We start from the raw sequence: 19,425 nt of genomic DNA, 5'->3' as shown, positions 1-19,425 counted from the left end.
ACTCTTTTCGCCTTCTTCTTCCTCACCGCCTCGCTTCGTTCGACTCTCGTCTTCCTGAAACTCAACCGCGATTCGCTTTCAGCGCAGCCTTCGATTATGACTCGGTTTTGGCAACTTCGTCAAACCTTTCGGCTTTTTTTTCTCCCACCAGAGTGAAACCTTCCAGATCCACCCCGACCCGCTTTCGTACATGACGTCTGCTGAGCGAAGCCCACGAGTATATGCCAAACAAAAAGGATTTCGAAGCACCCCGGCAGAAAATTGAAGTATCTCGCCTGCCATCAGTTGGCCGTCCTCAGCGCGCACCCTGCGCGGGTCAGGCACCGGACTTTCCTGAAGGCCCCTGGCTTGGGAAGCGATGCTCAGGAAGGAGCCGCACCTTCTGCGGTTCCGCCGGCGCATCGCCCGCAGCTCTGCGGAAGCAAGCGCGCTAAAACGGGCGCCCTACCCTCGACGGACCCCTCTGTGAACTTCGTCGCCGCGCTGGAGAGACTGCGGCACCTGCTGCAGGGCTTCCCAGGCGCATCTCAACGCAGGCGTGCGACGAAGCTGCTGGGTTGCTCGCGGTGTGCGTAGAGGCTGAGCGAGCTCCGCGCGCGGGTCATGCCCACATAGAACAGGTTCTCTTCCTCCAGCGGCGTGCCCCGGTCGCCCGGGAACTCGCCCTGCTTCAGATAGGGAAGGGCCACGTGCTCGAACTCCAGCCCCTTGACCGATGCCACATCGGCCAGCAGCACGCCGATCGATGCATTGCGCAAGGTGCGCTGCTTGATCTCTGCATCGTTGAGGCTCTGAAAGAAGTCGGCCGGCGTGGCGAAGCGTTGCGCCGAATGCGCCAGACCGCGCAGGTTGCCCTGCACTTCCGCGCGCCGCGCCTCCTGCACGAAGGCGCCGGCCGCGAGCAGGTCCATGCGCAGGGCTGTCACCACGCGTTCGAGCAGTTGCGGGCCCGACGCCGTCTGCGCGATCTGCACCGCGGCACGCAGGCGCTGCGCCACGGCGGGCGTGACACCCTTGAGCACCTGGTTTTCGAAGAAGAGCTTGAGGATCAGCGGGTTGTCCGTGACGTAGCGGATCGCGTCCTCGAGCAACTCGCGCTGCGTGCGGTTCTCCTGCCCCGTCGCGCTGATGCGCACGTCGCAGAAGAACACGAAGGCCTCCACCACGCGGCGCCGCGTTTGCGGATCGTCGATGCTGGTGAAGCGATCCGCGGCCACGGCCAGCAGGCCGCGCACCAGCAGTATCTCGGGCCGCATCAGGTAGCTGTCGAAGCCGCGCGTGGTGTAGGCGATGTCGGCTGCGAGCAGCGCGTTCTCCAGTTCGACCGACTGGTCCGGGTGCCGCAGCAGCACTGCAAAAGCCGGCTGCCGCTTGCGCCCCAGCTTCGCTTGGCGGATCTCCTCGACCAGCAGGTTTTCGCAGCTCTGCGCGCCTTCGTCGTCGTAGACCTGGGTGCGAACGACGGTCGCATGCGCACTGGCCGAGGCGCACTTCTTCTGTTTGAAGCGCGCCACGGCCCGGGCCAGCGACGCGTCGTAGCGGAAACTGGCCGTCAGCGCATAGCGCCGGATGCGGCGGGCGTTCGTGCGCTCGATCTCGTCGCCCAAAAAGCGCGCGTCCGCACCGGCCGCCGAATAGATGACCTGGTCCACGTCGCCCACGCCACAGAAGAAGCGGTGCGCCCCGAGCAGCTTTGACAGGATCAGGTGCATCGCCTGGTTCATGTCGTGCATCTCGTCGACCATCACCATCTTCACGCGCTGCGGCCAGGCCGCCATCGACTCGGACAGTTCGCCGTCGAGGATCGCCCGCGCCAGATCGTAGGTCGCGTCGAAGGGGCCGCGGAACACCGGATGGTCCGGGTGGCCGCCGCGCCGGATCCGCTCGTAGGCCTTGAAGATCTTGAGCAGCGTGTAGTCGCAGCCCAGCGACGCGGCGAAGGCCGGATCCGTCGCGCCCTCGTGATCGCCCAGGTCCAGCAGCATGCGGCCCTTGAGGTTCAGGTCGACCTGCAGGAAGGCTTCGACGGTGGCGTTGTCGCCGGTCGAGGGAATCACCAGCTCGCTGCGCCAGCGCTCCGACTCGTTGCCCGCCACGGCCTCGATGGCCTCCCAGACCGCGCCCTTGAGCGCCTCGGCATCCGGCCTGACCGGCACCACGGCACCGTCGAGCTCACGCAGCACGGTGCGCGAGAAGGACTCGAAGGTCTCGATGCCGAACTGCCGCACCACGGCGACCGGCACGCCGATACGGCCCAACGCCAGCGTGAGCGCCTCGCGCGCCTCGTCGGTGTAGGTCAGCGCCAGGCAGTCCCGCGGTTGAACACCGCGTGTCCACGATTCGGCCATGCGCAGGGCCAGCGTGGTGGTCTTGGCCGCGCCGGCATTGGCCTCCACGATGATCGTGTTCTCGGGCGCGATCTGGATCGCCGCCTGCTCCGCGGTGGGGACGATGCCCCGGACCACGAACTGGGCCGGTTGCGGCAGACGGGCCGCCGCCGTCGACGGCACGCTCAAAAGTCGCCGCCGCCGCCACCCATGGCCAGGCTTTCGAACTTGGTGATCGACTTGAGGAAAGCCAGCTTGACCGTGCCCGTCGGGCCGTTCCGCTGCTTGCTGATGATCACCTCGGCCACGCCGGGCTCCTTGCTGTTCTTGTCGTAGTAGTCGTCGCGGTAGATGAACATGATCACGTCCGCGTCCTGCTCGATGGCGCCCGATTCGCGCAGGTCGCTCATCATGGGACGCTTGTCGGTGCGCGATTCCACGCCGCGGCTGAGCTGCGACAGCGCGATCACCGGGCACTTCAATTCCTTGGCCAGCATCTTCAGGCCGCGCGAGATTTCGCCCACGGCCGTGGCGCGGTTCTCGTCATTCATGGAGGTCGACACGCTCATCAGCTGCAGGTAGTCGACCACGATCAGACCGAGCTGTCCGCAGGTCCGTGCGAGCCGACGCGAGTTGGCGCGCAGCTCGCTGGTCGTCAGGCCCGGGGTCTCGTCGATGTGCAGCGAGATGGTGCGCAGCTTCTCGATGGCCTCGGTCAGGCGCGGCCATTCCTCGTCGGTGAGCTTGCCGGTGCGCAGATGGGTCTGGTCGATGCGGCCGATCGAACCGACGATCCGCACGGCCAGCTGCGAGGCGCCCATTTCCATCGAGAAGATGGCGACGGGCAAGCCTTCGTTGAGCGCCACGTTCTCGGCGATGTTGATGGCCAGCGCTGTCTTGCCCATCGAGGGGCGCGCGGCCAGCACGATCATGTCGCCGGCCTGGAAGCCGGAGGTCATGCGGTCCAGGTCGATGAAGCCGGTCGGCACGCCCGTGATGTCGGCCGGGTTGTCCGCCATCTCGGTCACGCGGTCGAGCAGCTCGAGCACCAGGGTGTCCATGCCCTGGAAACCCTGCTTCGAACGCGAGCCTTCCTCGCCGATGTTGAAGATCTTCTGCTCGGCCTCGTCGAGCAGCTTGTCGACCGCCTTGCCCTGCGGGTTGAAGGCCTCGGTCGAGATTTCGTCGGCCGCCGTCACCAGCTTGCGCAGGATCGAGCGCTCGCGCACGATCTCGGCGTAACGGCGGATGTTGCTCGCGCTCGGCACGTACTGCGCGAGCGAGTTGAGGTACAGCAGGCCGCCCACTTCGCCGGCTTTGCCGAGGTTCTCCAAGTGCTCGAACACCGTGATCACGTCGGCCGGCTTGGAGCCGTTGATCAGCGTCCCGATGGCACCGTAGATCAGCTTGTGTTCGTAGCGGTAGAAGTCGGCATCGACCAGCAGGTCGCCCATGCGGTCCCAGGCGCCGTTGTCGAGCAGCAGGCCACCCAGCACACTGGATTCGGCCTCGATGGAATGAGGGGGGATGCGTAACTTCGCGACTTCGCGGTCGCCCGACGAATCATTGTCGGCATAGGAGAAAACGGCGGACATGGGCTTTCCTTGCAATCGCCGATGCTACGGCGCGCGGCAGGATGCGTCACTGGACAACACTGTGGATAAAGTGTGATTTTCCAGTGCAGCGATGGGGACAACCCGCGACAAGGGGGTCGGAAAAAACAAAAGCCGCCCGAAGGCGGCTTCTGCTGCGCGCACGAAGCGCGAGCGACGATCAGGCGGTTTCGCCGTAGACCGACACGGTGATGTCGACCACCACGTCGGTGTGCAGTGCCACGCTGACGGTGCTGTCGCCGACGACCTTGATCTGGCCGTTGGGCATGCGCACTTGCGACTTCACGACCTTGTAGCCGAGCTTGTTCAGCTCTTCGGCGATGTCACCGTTGGTGACCGAACCGAACAGACGACCGTCGACGCCGGCCTTCTGCGTGATCTTGACCGCGGTGCCGGCGAGCTTCTCGCCTTGGGCTTGCGAATCGGCCAGCTTGGCGGCCGCAGCCTTTTCGAGTTCGACGCGCTTGGCTTCGAATTCGGCCTTGTTGGCTTCCGTGGCGCGACGGGCGCGGCCCGACGGGATCAGGAAGTTGCGAGCGTAGCCGTCCTTGACCTTGACGATATCGCCCAGGGCACCGACGTTGACGACCTTGTCCAGAAGAATGATCTGCATGTGTATTCCCCTTAGACGCGGTGCTGGTCGCTGTACGGGACCATGGCCAGGAAGCGCGCGCGCTTGATGGCGGTGTTGAGTTGACGCTGGTAGATCGCGCGCGTGCCGGTCAGGCGTGCGGGGATGATCTTGCCGTTTTCGCTGATGAAGTCACGCAGCGTGTCGATGTCCTTGTAGTCGATCTCTTCGACGCCAGCGACCGTGAAGCGGCAGAAGCGCTTGCGCTTGAACAGCAGCGACTGGGTGTTGCGCTTGGGGCGCTTGTCTTTGTTGAATTTCTTGAACGTGGCCATTTCGGGACCTCTCTTCGAAAATTAATCTTGCTGAAAATCCTGGACGTGAAGCACCGGGTGCTTGGCCGATCCGGGTGTCGCCAGAAAGCCTCTGAATCGCCAGAGACTTCCCAACGCCTGCGTCGCGAACCGTTCGGCCACTGCGCCGAAGGCGACGGCCTTGAGGACCGCCTTGACCTGCCGGGGCCTTCCGACCTCTTCGACCGTCGACTCGTGTTCGAGCTTCAGGTCCAGGGCGGGCAGGCCCGCGGGGGTGAACCGCAGGGTACCGAGTTCGACGACGCGGGCCGTCAACAGAAGCTGATTGACCGCGGCAGCCGGAGACACATCATCAGTTGTTGTTGGCAGCGTATTCGGCCTGCTGAGCCTTGCGGGCTTCTTCGCGTTCGACCGTCTTCATCATCGACGAAGGACCGGTGTCGGCCTTCTTCTTCTGAACGGTCAGGTGACGCAGCACGGCGTCGTTGAACTTGAACGCGTGTTCCAGCTCGGCCATCACGGCCTGTTCGGCCTCGATGTTGACGCACAGGTAGTGCGCCTTGTTGAGCTTGTTGATCTGGTACGCCAGTTGGCGACGGCCCCAATCCTCGACGCGGTGGATCTTGCCGCCGCCGGTCGTGATCAGGCCCTTGTAGCGTTCCAGCATGGCCGGAACTTGCTCGCTCTGATCCGGATGGATCAGCAAAATGATTTCGTAATGACGCATGGCACTCCTTGTGGATCTTCCGTAGAAGGGTTAAAGCCACCCGCAGCGTCGGCGCAGTGTGGCAAGGCAAAGCCGGCGATTATAGCAACAAGCCGTGGGCGCCTAGGAAACGCCAGTCACGCCCAGCGCGCGGTCCAGCATTTCGGCCTTGGCCGGGCCGACGGCGGCCCGGATCTTCGGCGCCAGTGCGACCAGTTCTTCGTACGATGCCGTGCCCTCGACAGCCAGATTGAGCCGGAACCCGCGCAGGCCGAGCGCGCCGGTCAGCTGCGTGGCGACCGGGTAGGCATCCTGATAGCGCTGCTGGGGCGAACGCGGGGAGTCGATCGGCGCCGCGGGCATCGCATCCCCGACCGTGTCGACGGCCGCTGCCGGCCTGGGCGCCGTCACCGCATCGCCCGTGCCCAGCAGGCCCAGTTCGACCATCTGGTCGATGTCCTCGCGCACCAGCCCCATGCCGGAGGCCAGCACCTCGTCGACCGAGCGCTGACCGTCGCAAAGAATGAATGCGGAACGCTGCCGCGGCGTCAGGCGGATCGAGCGGTCCTTGAAGATCCGCTGGCCCGCTTCTGTCTTGAGAAGAATCATGGTGCCTTCCAAGCTGTGTCTCGAACGGCCAGTTTGACAGCAAAAAGTCAATTTGCTTCAAATTGCATCAGAGGCCACAAGGCCGCGCCTTGCGCGCGCTTGAAAGGACCGGCCATGGCGCGGGACCGGCCCGCGCCATGGTGCAGGCGGCTCAGCGCTTGGCGAGCTGCTGCCAGGTGTCGATCACGCTGTCGGGGTTCAGCGAAATCGACTCGATGCCTTCCTCGGCCAGCCACAGCGCGAAGTCCGGGTGGTCGCTCGGGCCCTGGCCGCAGATGCCGACGTATTTGCCCTGTGCCTTGCAGGCCTTGATGGCGCGGCTCAGCATCGCCTTGACGGCCGGGTCGCGTTCGTCGAAGTCGGCGGCCAGCAGTTCCAGGCCGGAGTCGCGGTCCAGGCCCAGCGTGAGCTGGGTCAGGTCGTTGGAACCGATCGAGAAGCCGTCGAAGTACTGCAGGAACTCGTCGGCCAGGATGGCGTTGCTCGGCACCTCGCACATCATGATGATCTTGAGCTCGTTCTCGCCGCGCTTCAGGCCTTCGGCGGCCAGCAGGTCGGTCACGCGCTCGGCCTGCTTCAGGGTGCGCACGAAGGGCACCATGATCTGCACGTTGGTCAGGCCCATCTCGTTGCGCACGCGCTTGAGCGCCTCGCACTCCATCAGGAAGGCCTCGCGGAACTCGTCGCTGACGTAGCGCGCCGCGCCGCGGAAGCCCAGCATCGGGTTCTCTTCTTCCGGCTCGTAACGGCTGCCGCCGATCAGCTTGCGGTACTCGTTGGACTTGAAGTCCGACAGCCGCACGATCACCGGCTTGGGCCAGAAGGCCGCACCGATGGTGGCGATGCCTTCGGCCACCTTGTCGACGTAGAAGGCACGCGGCGAAGCGTGGCCACGCGCCACCGATTCGACGGCCTTCTTCAGGTCCGGGTCGACGTTCGGATAGTCGAGGATGGCCTTCGGGTGCACGCCGATGTTGTTGTTGATGATGAACTCGAGCCGGGCCAGACCCACACCGTGGTTGGGCAACTGCGCGAAGTCGAAGGCCAGCTGGGGGTTGCCGACGTTCATCATGATCTTCAGGTCGACCGGCGGCATCTCGCCGCGCTGCACCTCGGTCACCTCGGTCTCGAGCAGGCCGTCGTAGATGAAGCCGGTGTCGCCCTCGGCGCAGCTCACGGTGACCAGCGTGCCGTCCTTGAGCAGGTCGGTGGCGTCGCCGCAGCCCACCACGGCCGGAATACCGAGTTCACGCGCGATGATGGCCGCGTGGCAGGTGCGCCCGCCGCGGTTCGTCACGATGGCGGCGGCACGCTTCATCACCGGTTCCCAGTTGGGGTCGGTCATGTCGGTGACCAGCACGTCGCCGGCCTGCACCTGGTCCATCTCGCTGATGTTGTGCACCAGGCGCACCGGGCCGGTACCGATCTTCTGGCCGATGGCACGGCCTTCGGCCAGCACGGCGCCGCGGCCCAGCAGCTTGTAGCGTTGTTCGGGCTTGCCCTTCTGCTGGCTCTTCACGGTCTCGGGACGCGCCTGCAGGATGTAGAGGTGGCCGTCGGTGCCGTCCTTGCCCCACTCGATGTCCATCGGGCGGCCGTAATGTTCCTCGATGACCAGCGCGTACTTGGCCAGCTGCTCGACGTCGGCGTCGCTCAGCGAATAGCGGTTGCGCTGCTCGGCCTTGACGTCGGTGGTCTTGACCAGCTTGCCGTCGGCCTTCTTTTCTTCAGGCGTGGCGAATTCCATCTGGATCAGCTTGGAACCCAGGTTGCGGCGGATCACGGCGCGCTTGCCGGCGCGCAGCGTCGGCTTGTGCACGTAGAACTCGTCAGGGTTCACCGCGCCCTGCACCACCGTCTCGCCCAGGCCGTAGCTCGAGGTGATGAAAACCACGTCCTCGAAGCCAGACTCGGTGTCGATGGTGAACATCACGCCGGCCGCGCCCAGGTCGGAGCGCACCATGCGCTGCACACCAGCCGACAGCGCGACCACGTCGTGCTCGAAGCCCTTGTGCACGCGGTAGCTGATGGCGCGGTCGTTGTAGAGGGAAGCGAACACTTCCTTCATCTTGTGCAGCACGTCGTCGATGCCGACCACGTTGAGGAAGGTCTCCTGCTGGCCCGCGAACGAAGCGTCGGGCAGGTCTTCGGCGGTGGCCGAGGAACGCACGGCGAACGATGCCGCGGGGTTGCCCGCGCTCAGCGTGGCGAAGGCCTCGCCGATGGCTTTCTGCAGGTCGGCCGGAAAGGGCTGGGCCTCGACCATGGCGCGGATCTCGGCGCCGGCCACGGCCAGCGCACGCACGTCCTCGGTGTCGAGCGCGGCCAGGCGCTTGCTGATCTTGTCGGCCAGGCCGTCGTGGGCCAGGAACTCACGAAACGCATGGGCCGTGGTGGCGAAGCCCGTGGGCACGCGCACGCCTTGCGGCAGCTGGGAAATCATCTCGCCGAGACTGGCGTTTTTACCGCCGACCGACTCGACGTCGGTCATTCTCAGGTTTTCAAACGGAACGACCAAGGCGGTCGCGTCGAAAAGTGCAGACATGGGAAAGCTCCAGAAGTTGAAACCGGTGCCGCATGCGGACGGCGCTGCACGATCGTTGTCGTTGCTTTGGGTGCGGGCGCGGTGAGCATGGGATTGTGTGGGGGTGTCGAGAAAGTGCAGGCGGCTGGACGAAATCTCGATAATGGGCCGGATTGTAGGCGCGACCCCGCCGGTCGTGCCGAAGGACAAAACCGCCTCATCATGACCACACGCTCTGTTTTCTTCGTCTCCGACGGCACCGGCATCACCGCAGAAACCTTCGGCAACGCCGTGCTGGCGCAGTTCGAAATCAAGCCGAGGCACATCCGGCTGCCTTTCACCGACACGGTCGACAAGGCGCACCAGGCGGTGCGCCAGATCAACCACACGGCCGAAATCGAGGGCCAGCGCCCGATCGTCTTCACCACGCTGGCCAACATGGACGTGCTCGGCGTGATCGAGACCGGCTGCAAGGGCATGCTGCTGGACATGTTCGGCACCTTTGTCCGGCCGCTGGAAATCGAGCTGGCGATGAAGTCCAACCACAGGATCGGCCGTTTCAGCGACGTCAGCAAGAGCAAGGAGTACACCGCGCGCATCGCGGCCATCGACTTCAGCCTGGCGCACGACGACGGCCAGAGCAACCGCGACCTGCAGGGCGCCGACGTGATCCTGGTCGGCGTGAGCCGCAGCGGCAAGACGCCCACTTCGCTCTACCTGGCCATGCAGCACGGGCTGAAGGCCGCGAACTACCCGCTGATTCCCGAGGACTTCGACCGCCGCCAGCTGCCGCCCGCGCTGATGCCGCATCGCAAGAAGATCTTCGGGCTCACGATCCAGCCCGAGCGCCTGAGCGAGATCCGCAACGAACGCCGGCCGAACTCGCGCTATGCCAGCCTCGAGAACTGCCGCCACGAGGTCAGCGAGGCCGAAGCCATGATGCGGCGCGCGGGCATCCGCTGGCTCAGCACCACGACCAAGTCGATCGAAGAGATCGCGACGACGATCCTGCAGGAGCTGCAGCCGCAGCGCCTCACGTACTGACCGTTCAGCCGAACAGGAATTGCGCCGTGCCGTCGGCACCGGTCACGGGCTGGCAGGGCATGCGCCACACCCGTTCGATCAGCGCGGGTTGCAGCACCTCGGCGGCCGGCCCCTGGTGCATGCCGCCGGCGCCGTCCAGCACCACCACGTCGTCGGCATAGCGCCGCGCCAGGTTCAGGTCGTGCAGCACGGCCACCACGCCGACGCCTTCGGCCGCCCGCGCGCGCAGCAGCTGCATGGCCGCGTGCTGGTGGGCCAGGTCGAGCGCGGCCGTGGGCTCGTCGAGCAGCAGCCAGCGCACCGCGCCGTCCGGCCGCGGCGACCAGAGCTGGGCCAGCGCGCGCGCCAGGTGCACCCTCGCCTTCTCGCCGCCCGACAAGGTATTGAGCACCCGCGGTGCCAGCGCCGTCACGTCGGTCAGGGCCATCGCCGCGGCCACGATCGCATCCTCGTCCGCGCTCGGTTTGCGCCGGTGCGGATAGCGCCCCAGCGCCACGATGTCGACCGCCGTGAAATCGAAGGCCACCGCGCTCTCCTGCGGCATCACCGCACGGCGCAGCGCCAGCGCGGCCGGGCTGTGCGCGGAGAGTGGGCGCTCCTCCAGCAGCACCCGGCCTTGAGTGGGCGCACGCTGGCCGCTCAGCAGCGACAGCAGCGTCGACTTGCCCGCGCCGTTGGGCCCGAGGATCGCGGCCACGCGCCCCGGCAGGAAGCGGGCGCTGGCCCGGGGCAGCAGCGTCTTGCCGCCGACGGCGACCGACACGTCGATGCAGGCCAGCGTCACAGCCGCCCCCGGAAATGCCGCAGCATCAGCAGGAACATCGGCACGCCGATCGCGGCCGTGAGCACGCCCAGCGGCAACTCGGTGGGCGCCATGGCGGTGCGCGCCACGGTGTCGGCGGCCAGCACCAGCACCGCGCCCAGCAGGGCCGAGGCCGGCAGCACGATGCGGTGGTCGGGCCCGGCCAGCAAGCGCACCCAGTGCGGCGCGATCAAGCCGACGAAGCCGATGATCCCGGTGGTGGCGGTCACGGCGCCGACCGCGAAGGCCGTGACCCAGATCGCGCACCGCTTGATGCGCTCGACATCGACGCCCAGCATGGCCGCCTGCGCCTCGCCCAGCGCGATGGCGTTGAGCGGCCGCGCGAGCGTCATGCCCGCTGCGAGCGCGACCAGCACCACGCCACCCACCAGCAGCACCGCGCCCCAGCGCGCGCCGCCCAGGCTGCCGAGCAGCCAGAACTGCAGGCTGCGCAACTGCTCGTCGCTGGCCATCACGCTCAGGAAGCCCAGGCCCGCACCGGCGAGCGCATTGATCGCGATGCCCGCGAGCAGCATCAGCGCCATCCGCGTGCCGCCCTCGCTCTGCGACAGGCTGTAGATCAGCAGCGTCACGAGAAAGCCGCCGCCGAAGGCCGTCGCCACCAGCGTCCAGCTGCCCAGGCTGCGCGGAAGGTCCGGAAAGAACGAGGCGCCGAGCACGATGGTCACGCCCGCCGCCAGCGCGGCGCCGCTGCTGATGCCGATCAGGCCCGGGTCGGCCAGCGGATTGCGGAACAGTCCCTGCATCAGCGTGCCCGCCATGCCCAGGCCGGCCCCGGCCACGAGACCCAGCACCAGGCGCGGCAGCCGGATGTTGACGAAGACCAGGTGCTCGGGCGAGGGTTGCGCCGCGCCCTGCCAGAGATCGCGCATCACGCCGAGCAGCTGCGCGCCGCTGATCGCATAAGCGCCCGAGGACGCCGCCACGGCGAGCGTCAGCGCGAGCAGCATCACGCCGGTGCCGAGCACCGTGCGCGCTGACCAGCGCGTGCTCATTTCAAACCTTCGCCCTGCGGGCTTCGCTGCTGCGCGCCTTCGGGCGGCCGGGCGGCGCTCATGCGGCCTGAAATTGCGTGTGCAACTCGCCGATCGCGCCCGGCAGCCGCGGCCCGAAGCCCAGCAGCAGCACCGCATCGTGCGCCATCAGTGCGCGCTTCCTGAAGGCGGGCGTCAACGCCAGTTCGGGTCGTTGCCAGAACTTGTCGATGCCGCCGTGCGCCTCGAGGCTCTGAGTGGTCGTCAGGATCACGTCGGGTGCGGCGCTGGCCATGGCCTCGGCCGTCATCGGACGGTAGCCCTGGAAGCCGCTCAGGCAGTTCACACCGCCGGCAAAGCCGATCACCGCATGCGCGGCGGTCTTCTCGCCCGAGACCTGCGGCGTGGCGCTGTGCGAGAGCACGAAGAGCACGCGCGGCTTGCGCCCCGACGCCGCGGCCACGCGCTGCCGCACCTGCGCCCATTCGGCGTCGAGCGTCGCCTGCAGCGCGCGGGCCTGCGCTTCGCGCGCGGCGGCGCGGCCCACGGCCTGCACCTTGCGCTGCACCTCGGCCCAGCTGTGGTCGGCCTCGACCAGTTCGAGCTTCACGCCGGCACTGCGCAACTGGTCGAGCACCACGGTCGGCCCGGATTCGGTGGTGGCGATCACCGCATCGGGCTTCAAGGACAGCAGGCCCTCGGCCGAGAGTTGGCGCATGTAGCCGACCTTGGGCGTCTTCAACGCGGCGGCCGGGTAGATGCTCGTGGTGTCGGTGCCCACGAGCTGGACTTCGGCGCCCAGCACATAGACCACCTCGGTGATGGCGCCGCTGATCGTGACCAGGCGCGGCGGCCTGGCTAGCGCCAGCGCTGGCAACGCAAGCAGACCGGCCGACGCCAAGGCCAGCCGCAGCGCATCGCGCCGCGAATCGGAGAAAGACGGGGTGTTCATGCGGTGCTCAGGCCTTGCGCGGGATGTTCTGAGCGATGCGCCAGCACACGCCGGCTGGATCGGTCAGCGTGAAATCGATCATGGCCCAGGGCTGCTCGACCGGTGGTGTGATCCGCACGCCGTAGCGTTCGACCACGCCGCTGGCCTGCACCTGCGCCCACCAGGCCTGCACGTCTTCCACCAGCAGGTGCATCGAGAGGTTCTCGGCCAATGCCGGCACATAGAAGTCACACAGCAGGAAGCTCGTCGACCCGTGGTGGAAGTAGGAGACGCCACCGCCGTCCGAAGCCATCGTGAAGCCGAGCTCGCGGTAGAAGGCCTGCGACTGCGCATAGTCCTTGGCGGGCACGAAGGCCTTGATCTCGACGGTCTTGAGATTGCTCATGCCGTGGCCTCCGCGCGCTCCAGCTTGCGCACGACGGCGCGCCAGTCTTCGCGCTCGGCGGCGCCGGGCTTGCGCGCGCCGAAGAACATGGCCATCAGGTTGCCGTCGCGGTCGAAGGCCTCGACCGAGGTCACGATGCCGTCGCTGGTCGGCTTCTCGACGATCCACACGGCGTCGATCAGGTCCTCGCGCAGGTGCAGGTTGAAGCCCGGGTCGAGCACGTTGAGCCACTGCATGCCGCGCATCTCCATCGGCTCGATGCGCACCACCGGGCCGGTGTGGATCTGGATGCAGCCGGCGTTGGACACGAACACCATGATCGGCACGCCCTCGAACGCCGCCTCGTGCAGCAGCGCACGAATCGCCGAGGGGGCCGCGCGTTGCGTGAAGCGCCCCTGCGCGAGCCGGAAGCTCTGCTGGCGCTCGACCTCGAAGGTGTTGAGCAGGCCGAAGAACTGGTGCGTGTCCTGCATCGCGGCCCAGGCCGTGCGCAGGCCGTCGGCATCGATCTGCGCATCGGGCCGCGGCGGTGCCTTGGGCGGGGCCGGCGTGAACGTCGGCGCGAGCGACAGGTCGGTGTGCGCATCGATCACCGATTGCAGCGCCGAGCGATCGGTCGCATCGCGCGCGAAGATCTTGTGCACCGCAAGGCCGTGCGCATCGTAGAACTGCAGGCTCAGCGACGGCGGCTGGTCGGCGTTGGCAGCCGCCTCGCTGACCGCGAAGCCGGCGTGCCACTGGCCGAAGAACAGGCGCAGATCGATGTCCTCGCCCAGCGCCAGCGCGACGTGGCCCGAGCCCGAGAGCTTCTGGTAGATGCCGGTCTTCTCGTGCACCGTCGACTGGTTGCGCGTCAGCGCCAGCACCGGGCCGCAGAGCTCCAGGGATTGCAGCAGCTCGAGCCAGGGGCCGCGCAGCGGCGTGGCGCGCAAGGCCTGCGCATGTTCGCCCGCGTGGGCGGCGATGGCCTCGCCTTCGCTGATCGACAGCGCCTCGGCCGCATCCTTGTGGCGGCGGCCCTGCGCGCGCAAGGCGGCGAACTGCTCTCGAATCTCATGAACGTTCATCGTGTTCGTCCTTCTTCAGGCGTGAATCAAAAATCGGCCACGAGCGACACATTGAAGCTGCGGCCGGGCTGCGTGTAGGCATCGCGGAGGTTCGAGTTCGACGCCACGCCGCGCACGTCGCTCCACATCCAGTACTTCTTGTCGGTCAGGTTGACCACCGATGCGTTCAGGCGCAAGTCCTTTCGGATGCGCCACTGCGCGCTCAGGTCCAGCGTGGTGGCCGAGGGCGTGACGAACTGCGTGGCCGCCGGGTTGCGCGTGGCCGCGACGATCTCGCTGTGGTCGACGTCGGCGCTCTTCTTGGCCGAATGGTGGACCGCATCGACCCGCACGCTCCACACCGGCGCCTGGTACTTGAGGCCGACGTAAAGCTTCTGCGGATCGACCGAATTCAGTGGCGTGTTGGTCGTACGGTCGCGCCCGCGCGTCTGGCCGTAGGCGAAGGGCAGCGAGAAGCCGCGGCCGGAGGACGTCCAGTCGACCTCGCCCTTGACCTCGAAGCCGCTGATGCGCGCGCGCCCGATGTTCACCGACTGGTAGATCAGCGGGTCGATGCGCGGAATGCCGCGGCCGCCGACCAGCCGGTCGTTCTCGATCAGGTCCCTGTAGTCGCCGGTGAAGGCGGCCACGTCGAAGTTGACGAGGCCGGTGCGGCCGCGCAAGCCCAGCTCGAAGTTCTGGCTCTTCTCGGGCTTGAGGTTCGGATTGGGAATGGTCTTGTAGCCCGAGGTGACGTTTTCGAAGAAGTTGTTGACCTGGAAGGCGTTGGGCGCCTTGAAGCCCGCGGCGTAGTTGCCGTAGACGCTCCATTGCGGCGCGGCCCGGAACAGCACGCCCAGCTTGGGCGACACGGCCGAGTCGGACAGCGAGACCGCGGTGGCGTTGAAACCGGCCTGGTCGGCGTCGATGGAGAAGCGGTCGATGCGCACGCCGGGCGTGATGCTCCAGCGGTCGTGAATGAACTCGTCCTGCACGTAGAGCGCGCTGGTGCGCTCCTTGGTGTCGGGGAAGCGTTTGAGCGGATAGGTTTCCCCGGCCGGCGGCACCAGGCCGGTCTGCATGTTCTCGATCTTCGCCAGCGTGTAGTCGAAGCCGTAGGTGATGCGCTGCGCCCAGTGCTTGCCCATGCGGATCGTCTTGTCGGCCTGCAGGCCCAGTTGCAGCGTGTTCTCGTCGTAGGTCACGTCGCGGATGCGGTCGGGCGAGCTGAAGCGGTCCTCGAGGATGTACTCGCGCGAGTCGGCCTTCTGGTAGCTCACCACGGCCTGCAGGTTGTCGGCCAGCGCCGAGTGCACCCGCAGACGGCCGTCGTAGGTCAGGCGGTTGCGCTCCTGGTCGGTCTTGGCGTTCAGGCCGACGACCGAGGCCGCGGCATGGGGCGGCTTGGCGATGCCGGACAGCAGGTCGTAGCGCGACGTCTTCTCGACGTGTTCGAAGGTGAAGCTGTGGCGCTGGTCGACGTTGGGCGTGAGGATCACCTTGCCCAGCAGCGAATTGCCGCGGCTGCGTTCGGGGTTGGGCGTGGTGCGGTCGATGTTGGCCGCATCGTTGTCGCCCATGTTCTCCAGCGCGTGCGCACGGTGGAGGTTCGCGGACAGCAGCCACTGCACGGTCTCGCTGGGCTTGCCGGCCAGCGTGAGGCCGGTGTGCCAGCCCTTGTCGTCGCCGCTGTAGCCCGCGCTCGCGCTGCCGCCGAAGGTCTTGCCGTCCTGCAGAAAGGAGGCCGGCTCGCGCGTGATGAAGTTGACCAGGCCCGCGAGGCCGTCGGAGCCGTAGAGCGCCGACGCCGGCCCCTTGATGATCTCGATGCGTTCGACCAGCCCGATGTCGAAGTAGTCGCGGCCGAAGGCGTTGGCGCTGAAGACGTAGCTGCGCGGCGAGCGGATGCCGTCGGTCAGCAGCAGCACGCGGTTGCCATCGAGCCCACGGATGTTGAAGCCCGCGTTGCCGTCGCGGCCGGTGTTGCCCGCGGCCAGGCCGAAGCGCGCCGGCGCCCGCTTGACCGACACGTTGGGCAGGACGCGCACCGCGTCGCGGATGTCATGGATCTGCTGCGCCTCGATGGCCTCGCGATCGATGACTTCGACGCTGGCGGCCAGGTCGTCCTTCTTCTGTTCGGTGCGCGAACCGCTCACCACGACCTCGCCCAGGGCAGCCGTGCGAGCGGACTCGGCCTGCTGCGCCGAGGCAGGCGATGCCATGCCGAAGCCGATGGCGATCAGCGCGCAGAGGGTGGAAAGACGATGAGGGGAAGGAAGAGAGGCCAAAGCAAAGGTCCAGGGAACAGTGGGTGAAACTGCTCGCTGGACCCGTGCGCGCACATCGTGCGGGCCGTCTGGCTGGCGGTGGCCGGGCACGATGCCCGGGCCGCCGAATTATATGAGAATAATTCTCATCTGAAGCAATGACCTCAGGCGACGGCCAGGACTTTCTCGGTCTGCTCCGCCGGTGCCGGCGTGCGGATCAGGTGATCGAAGGCACTCAGTGCCGCCTTCGCGCCGTCGCCGGCCGCGATGATGATCTGCTTGAACGGCACGGTGGTCGCGTCGCCCGCGGCGAACACGCCCGGCACCGAGGTCTGGCCCCTGGCATCGACCACGATCTCGCCGTGCTTCGACAGCTCGACCGTGCCCTTGAGCCAGTCGGTGTTGGGCACCAGGCCGATCTGGATGAACACGCCTTCGAGCGCCACGGTGTGCAGTTCGCCGCTCGCACGGTCCTTGTAGACCAGGCCGTTGACCGTCTGGTCGCCGGTGATCTCGGTGGTCTGCGCGTTCGTGAACACATCGACGTTCTTCAGGCTGCGCAGCTTGCGCTGCAGTACCTCGTCGGCGCGCAACTGCTTGTCGAACTCGATCAGCGTCACATGGCCCACGATGCCGGCCAGGTCGATCGCGGCCTCGACACCCGAGTTGCCGCCGCCCACCACCGCGACGCGCTTGCCCTTGAACAGCGGACCGTCGCAATGCGGGCAGTAGGCCACGCCCTTGTTCTTGAACTCGTGCTCGCCGGGCACGTTGATGTTGCGCCAGCGTGCGCCGGTCGAGAGGATCACGGTGCGGCTCCTGAGCGACGCGCCGCTCTCCAGCTTGATCTCGACGTAGTCGTCGCCCGGCACCAGCGCCGCGGCGCGCTGCAGATTCATGATGTCGACGTCGTAGGCCCGCACGTGCTCCTCGAGCGCCACCGCGAACTTCGGTCCGACGGTCTCCTTGACCGAGATGAAGTTCTCGATGCCCATGGTGTCGAGCACCTGGCCACCGAAACGCTCCGAGGCCACGCCGGTGCGGATGCCCTTGCGTGCGGCATACACGGCCGCCGCGGCACCGGCCGGGCCACCGCCGACGATCAGCACGTCGAACGGCGCCTTGGCGTCGATCTTCTTCGCTTCGCGTTCGACGCCGCTGGTGTCGATCTTCGCGAGGATTTCCTCGAGGCTCATGCGGCCCTGGCCGAACTCGGTGCCGTTCAAGAACACCGTGGGCACCGCCATGATCTGGCGTTCCGCGACTTCGTCGGGGAAGGTGCCGCCTTCGATCATCGTGGTGCGGATGCGCGGGTTCTGCACCGCCATCAGGTTCAGCGCCTGGACCACGTCGGGGCAGTTGTGACAGGTCAGCGAGACGTAGATCTCGAATTCGAAATCGCCGTCGAGCGCCTTGATCTGGTCGAGCACTTCCTGCTCGACCTTCGGGGGATAGCCGCCGATCTGGAGCAATGCCAGGATCAGCGAGGTGAATTCATGGCCCATCGGCAGGCCGGCGAAACGCGGACCGTGGTTCTCGCTCGGGCGGTTGACCGAGAAGGAGGGCTTGCGATGGTTGTCGTCGCGGCTTTCGCTGAGCTTGACCAGCGGCGACGATTCGGCGACGTCCTTCAGCAGCGACAGCAGCTCGCCCGAGGCCTTGCTGTCGTCGAGCGAGGCGACGATCTCGATCGGCTGCGTGGCGCGTTCGAGGTAACTCTTCAATTGGGCTTTGGTGCTTGCGTCGAGCATGACGGACTCACTTTCGATATCTTAAAACTATCAACTGGGGCCAAAAAGGCCCGGGGCCTCGTGAGCGCCCGGGCTTTTCTGCGCGGGGCGCTTGCTTAGATCTTGCCGACGAGGTCGAACGACGGCGCGATGGTCTTGTCGCCGTCATTCCACTTGGCCGGGCAGACTTCGTTCGGGTGTGCAGCGGTGTACACGGCGGCCTTGAGCTTGCGCAGGGTTTCCTTGACGTCGCGGGCGATTTCGTTCGAGTGCACTTCGGCGGTCTTGATGATGCCGTCCGGGTTGATCACGAAGGTGCCGCGCAGTGCCAGGCCTTCTTCGGGGATGTGCACGCCGAAGGCGTTGGTCAGCGTGTGGGTCGGGTCGCCCACCAGCGGGAACTTGGCCTTGCCGACGGCCGGCGAGGTGTCGTGCCAGACCTTGTGCGAGAAGTGCGTGTCGGTGGTCACGATGTAGACCTCGGCACCCAGCTTCTGGAATTCGGGGTAGTTGTCGGCCGCGTCTTCGACTTCGGTCGGGCAATTGAAGGTGAAGGCCGCCGGCATGAAGATCAGCACCGACCACTTGCCCTTGAGCGTCTCGTCGGACACATCGATGAACTTGCCGTTGAGGTAGGCCTGGGTTTTGAAGGGCTGGACTTGGGTGTTGATCAGGGACATGTTGATTCCTTGGATGCTGCGGGTGGACAAAAATAGGTGCGAGCCATGAGTATAACTACCAAATAAGACAAATTCATAGCAATGAACTATCGATTGCATCGGTGGACCCTATGAAAGGCGAAGACGGACGACGCGCCGCTTCGCGGCCGAATACGAACGCCTATCACCCTCGTACGCATGCAGACCGGCTGCGCATGGGATTGCTTGCGCGGGCGCTGCGAGGGCCCGGACAATCCCCTCTTTCAGAACAAGGAAAACGATCATGAAGGGCGACCCACAAGTCATCGAACATCTGCAGGCGCAGCTCAAGAACGAGCTGACTGCAATCAACCAGTACTTCCTGCACTACCGGATGCTCAAGCACTGGGGCCTGGACAAGCTGGCCAAGAAGGAATACGAGGAGTCGATCGGCGAGATGAAGCACGCCGACTGGCTCATGGACCGCATCTTCATGCTCGACGGCCTGCCCAACCTGCAGGACCTGGCCAAGCTGAACGTCGGTGAAGACGTGCCCGAACTGCTGGCCTGCGACCTCAAGGCCGAGTACGGCGCCCAAGCCACCATCAAGGCCGGCATCGCCCATTGCGAGACGGTGCGCGATTACGTTTCGCGCGACCTGCTGCAGAAGATCCTCGACGACACCGAAGAGCACATCGACTTCCTGGAAACCCAGATCGATCTGGTCGACCGCGTCGGCCTGCAGAACTACCTGCAATCGCAGATGGGCGAGCTTCAGTAAGCAGCCCGGCGGGCCGGACTTCTTGGAACGGGACTTCGGTCCCGTTTTTTCATGGTCGATCGGGTTGCTTTACGCAACTTCACACGCTATGGAATCCGGAGCGCCCTCCCTCGGGCGCGCG

At 66.2% G+C, this 19,425-nt stretch carries 18 protein-coding genes; 2 read left to right on the top strand and 16 right to left on the bottom strand.

Annotation, left to right across the window (positions count from 1 at the left end; genetic code table 11):
* Positions 1–527: 527 nt before the first annotated feature.
* From ACSFBC_RS18185 to ppsA, 8 genes are all read right to left on the bottom strand, one after another.
* Complete coding sequence (locus tag ACSFBC_RS18185; protein ID WP_435511734.1) at positions 528–2,510, bottom strand: UvrD-helicase domain-containing protein; 1,983 nt, start codon at positions 2,508–2,510, stop codon at positions 528–530.
* A 2-nt stretch (positions 2,511–2,512) separates the two neighbouring features.
* Entirely contained in the window at positions 2,513–3,922 is a 1,410-nt protein-coding gene (gene dnaB / locus ACSFBC_RS18180) for a replicative DNA helicase (RefSeq protein ID WP_183026192.1), read from the bottom strand.
* 178 nt (positions 3,923–4,100) lie between these two features.
* A complete protein-coding gene (gene rplI, locus ACSFBC_RS18175; protein WP_435511733.1) occupies positions 4,101–4,553 on the bottom strand; it encodes a 50S ribosomal protein L9 in 453 nt (150 codons plus the stop codon).
* Positions 4,554–4,564: 11 nt separating this feature from the next.
* Entirely contained in the window at positions 4,565–4,846 is a 282-nt protein-coding gene (gene rpsR, locus ACSFBC_RS18170; RefSeq protein WP_007830781.1) for a 30S ribosomal protein S18, read from the bottom strand.
* A 21-nt stretch (positions 4,847–4,867) separates the two neighbouring features.
* Positions 4,868–5,173 (bottom strand): primosomal replication protein N, encoded by a 306-nt coding sequence (priB, locus tag ACSFBC_RS18165; protein WP_435511732.1) that lies wholly within the window; start codon positions 5,171–5,173, stop codon positions 4,868–4,870.
* Between the two features lie 4 nt (positions 5,174–5,177).
* The gene (rpsF, locus tag ACSFBC_RS18160) at positions 5,178–5,552 is read right to left on the bottom strand and encodes a 30S ribosomal protein S6 (protein WP_183026194.1); all 375 of its coding nucleotides are present in this window, start codon (positions 5,550–5,552) and stop codon (positions 5,178–5,180) included.
* 102 nt (positions 5,553–5,654) lie between these two features.
* Positions 5,655–6,140: a hypothetical protein gene (locus ACSFBC_RS18155; protein WP_435511731.1), complete on the bottom strand. Its 486-nt coding sequence runs from the start codon at positions 6,138–6,140 to the stop codon at positions 5,655–5,657.
* A 151-nt stretch (positions 6,141–6,291) separates the two neighbouring features.
* Entirely contained in the window at positions 6,292–8,685 is a 2,394-nt protein-coding gene (gene ppsA, locus ACSFBC_RS18150) for a phosphoenolpyruvate synthase (RefSeq protein ID WP_435511730.1), read from the bottom strand.
* 201 nt (positions 8,686–8,886) lie between these two features.
* Here ppsA and ppsR point away from each other — a divergent pair, with 201 nt between their 5' ends.
* On the top strand, positions 8,887–9,708 hold the full coding sequence (gene ppsR, locus ACSFBC_RS18145) for a posphoenolpyruvate synthetase regulatory kinase/phosphorylase PpsR (protein ID WP_219210014.1): 822 nt from the start codon (positions 8,887–8,889) through the stop codon (positions 9,706–9,708).
* 4 nt (positions 9,709–9,712) lie between these two features.
* On the opposite strand, the gene ACSFBC_RS18140 is transcribed toward ppsR, so the two are convergent.
* From ACSFBC_RS18140 to ahpC, 8 genes are all read right to left on the bottom strand, one after another.
* On the bottom strand, positions 9,713–10,492 hold the full coding sequence (locus ACSFBC_RS18140) for a heme ABC transporter ATP-binding protein (protein WP_435511729.1): 780 nt from the start codon (positions 10,490–10,492) through the stop codon (positions 9,713–9,715).
* Positions 10,489–11,526, bottom strand: coding sequence for a FecCD family ABC transporter permease (locus ACSFBC_RS18135; protein WP_435511728.1), 1,038 nt, complete (start codon positions 11,524–11,526; stop codon positions 10,489–10,491). Before ACSFBC_RS18135 ends, ACSFBC_RS18140 begins: the two co-directional genes overlap by 4 nt.
* 58 nt (positions 11,527–11,584) lie before the next feature.
* The gene (locus tag ACSFBC_RS18130) at positions 11,585–12,457 is read right to left on the bottom strand and encodes a heme/hemin ABC transporter substrate-binding protein (RefSeq protein WP_435511727.1); all 873 of its coding nucleotides are present in this window, start codon (positions 12,455–12,457) and stop codon (positions 11,585–11,587) included.
* 7 nt (positions 12,458–12,464) lie between these two features.
* On the bottom strand, positions 12,465–12,842 hold the full coding sequence (locus ACSFBC_RS18125; RefSeq protein WP_435511726.1) for a VOC family protein: 378 nt from the start codon (positions 12,840–12,842) through the stop codon (positions 12,465–12,467).
* Positions 12,839–13,909 carry a hemin-degrading factor gene (locus tag ACSFBC_RS18120; RefSeq protein WP_435511725.1) on the bottom strand — a complete coding sequence of 357 codons (1,071 nt, stop codon included), beginning with the start codon at positions 13,907–13,909 and terminating at the stop codon, positions 12,839–12,841. The genes ACSFBC_RS18125 and ACSFBC_RS18120 overlap by 4 nt, the downstream gene beginning before the upstream one ends.
* Before the next feature lie 26 nt (positions 13,910–13,935).
* Entirely contained in the window at positions 13,936–16,176 is a 2,241-nt protein-coding gene (locus ACSFBC_RS18115) for a TonB-dependent hemoglobin/transferrin/lactoferrin family receptor (RefSeq protein WP_435511724.1), read from the bottom strand.
* Between the two features lie 143 nt (positions 16,177–16,319).
* Positions 16,320–17,906 carry an alkyl hydroperoxide reductase subunit F gene (gene ahpF, locus ACSFBC_RS18110; RefSeq protein WP_435511723.1) on the bottom strand — a complete coding sequence of 529 codons (1,587 nt, stop codon included), beginning with the start codon at positions 17,904–17,906 and terminating at the stop codon, positions 16,320–16,322.
* Between the two features lie 95 nt (positions 17,907–18,001).
* Positions 18,002–18,565: an alkyl hydroperoxide reductase subunit C gene (gene ahpC, locus ACSFBC_RS18105; RefSeq protein WP_056520682.1), complete on the bottom strand. Its 564-nt coding sequence runs from the start codon at positions 18,563–18,565 to the stop codon at positions 18,002–18,004.
* Between the two features lie 262 nt (positions 18,566–18,827).
* On the opposite strand from ahpC, the gene bfr reads away from it, so the two are divergent.
* Positions 18,828–19,304 (top strand): bacterioferritin, encoded by a 477-nt coding sequence (gene bfr, locus ACSFBC_RS18100; RefSeq protein ID WP_435511722.1) that lies wholly within the window; start codon positions 18,828–18,830, stop codon positions 19,302–19,304.
* Positions 19,305–19,425: the final 121 nt, after the last annotated feature.

It is taken from the genome of Variovorax frigidus (assembly GCF_051216515.1).
Classification (GTDB): Bacteria; Pseudomonadota; Gammaproteobacteria; order Burkholderiales; family Burkholderiaceae_C; genus Variovorax.
Note: the sequence above shows the minus strand (reverse complement) of the source record. Positions and strands in the feature narration are given on the sequence as shown.

What these genes read in the sequence shown, in the direction of transcription:
- dnaB (WP_183026192.1), bottom strand. Translation starts at nt 3,922, where the DNA reads ATGTCCGCCGTTTTCTCCTATGCCGACAATGATTCGTCGGGCGACCGC.
- rplI (WP_435511733.1), bottom strand. Translation starts at nt 4,553, where the DNA reads ATGCAGATCATTCTTCTGGACAAGGTCGTCAACGTCGGTGCCCTGGGC.
- rpsR (WP_007830781.1), bottom strand. Translation starts at nt 4,846, where the DNA reads ATGGCCACGTTCAAGAAATTCAACAAAGACAAGCGCCCCAAGCGCAAC.
- rpsF (WP_183026194.1), bottom strand. Translation starts at nt 5,552, where the DNA reads ATGCGTCATTACGAAATCATTTTGCTGATCCATCCGGATCAGAGCGAG.
- ACSFBC_RS18155 (WP_435511731.1), bottom strand. Translation starts at nt 6,140, where the DNA reads ATGATTCTTCTCAAGACAGAAGCGGGCCAGCGGATCTTCAAGGACCGC.
- ppsA (WP_435511730.1), bottom strand. Translation starts at nt 8,685, where the DNA reads ATGTCTGCACTTTTCGACGCGACCGCCTTGGTCGTTCCGTTTGAAAAC.
- ppsR (WP_219210014.1), top strand. Translation starts at nt 8,887, where the DNA reads ATGACCACACGCTCTGTTTTCTTCGTCTCCGACGGCACCGGCATCACC.
- ACSFBC_RS18135 (WP_435511728.1), bottom strand. Translation starts at nt 11,526, where the DNA reads ATGAGCACGCGCTGGTCAGCGCGCACGGTGCTCGGCACCGGCGTGATG.
- ACSFBC_RS18130 (WP_435511727.1), bottom strand. Translation starts at nt 12,457, where the DNA reads ATGAACACCCCGTCTTTCTCCGATTCGCGGCGCGATGCGCTGCGGCTG.
- ACSFBC_RS18125 (WP_435511726.1), bottom strand. Translation starts at nt 12,842, where the DNA reads ATGAGCAATCTCAAGACCGTCGAGATCAAGGCCTTCGTGCCCGCCAAG.
- ACSFBC_RS18120 (WP_435511725.1), bottom strand. Translation starts at nt 13,909, where the DNA reads ATGAACGTTCATGAGATTCGAGAGCAGTTCGCCGCCTTGCGCGCGCAG.
- ahpF (WP_435511723.1), bottom strand. Translation starts at nt 17,906, where the DNA reads ATGCTCGACGCAAGCACCAAAGCCCAATTGAAGAGTTACCTCGAACGC.
- ahpC (WP_056520682.1), bottom strand. Translation starts at nt 18,565, where the DNA reads ATGTCCCTGATCAACACCCAAGTCCAGCCCTTCAAAACCCAGGCCTAC.
- bfr (WP_435511722.1), top strand. Translation starts at nt 18,828, where the DNA reads ATGAAGGGCGACCCACAAGTCATCGAACATCTGCAGGCGCAGCTCAAG.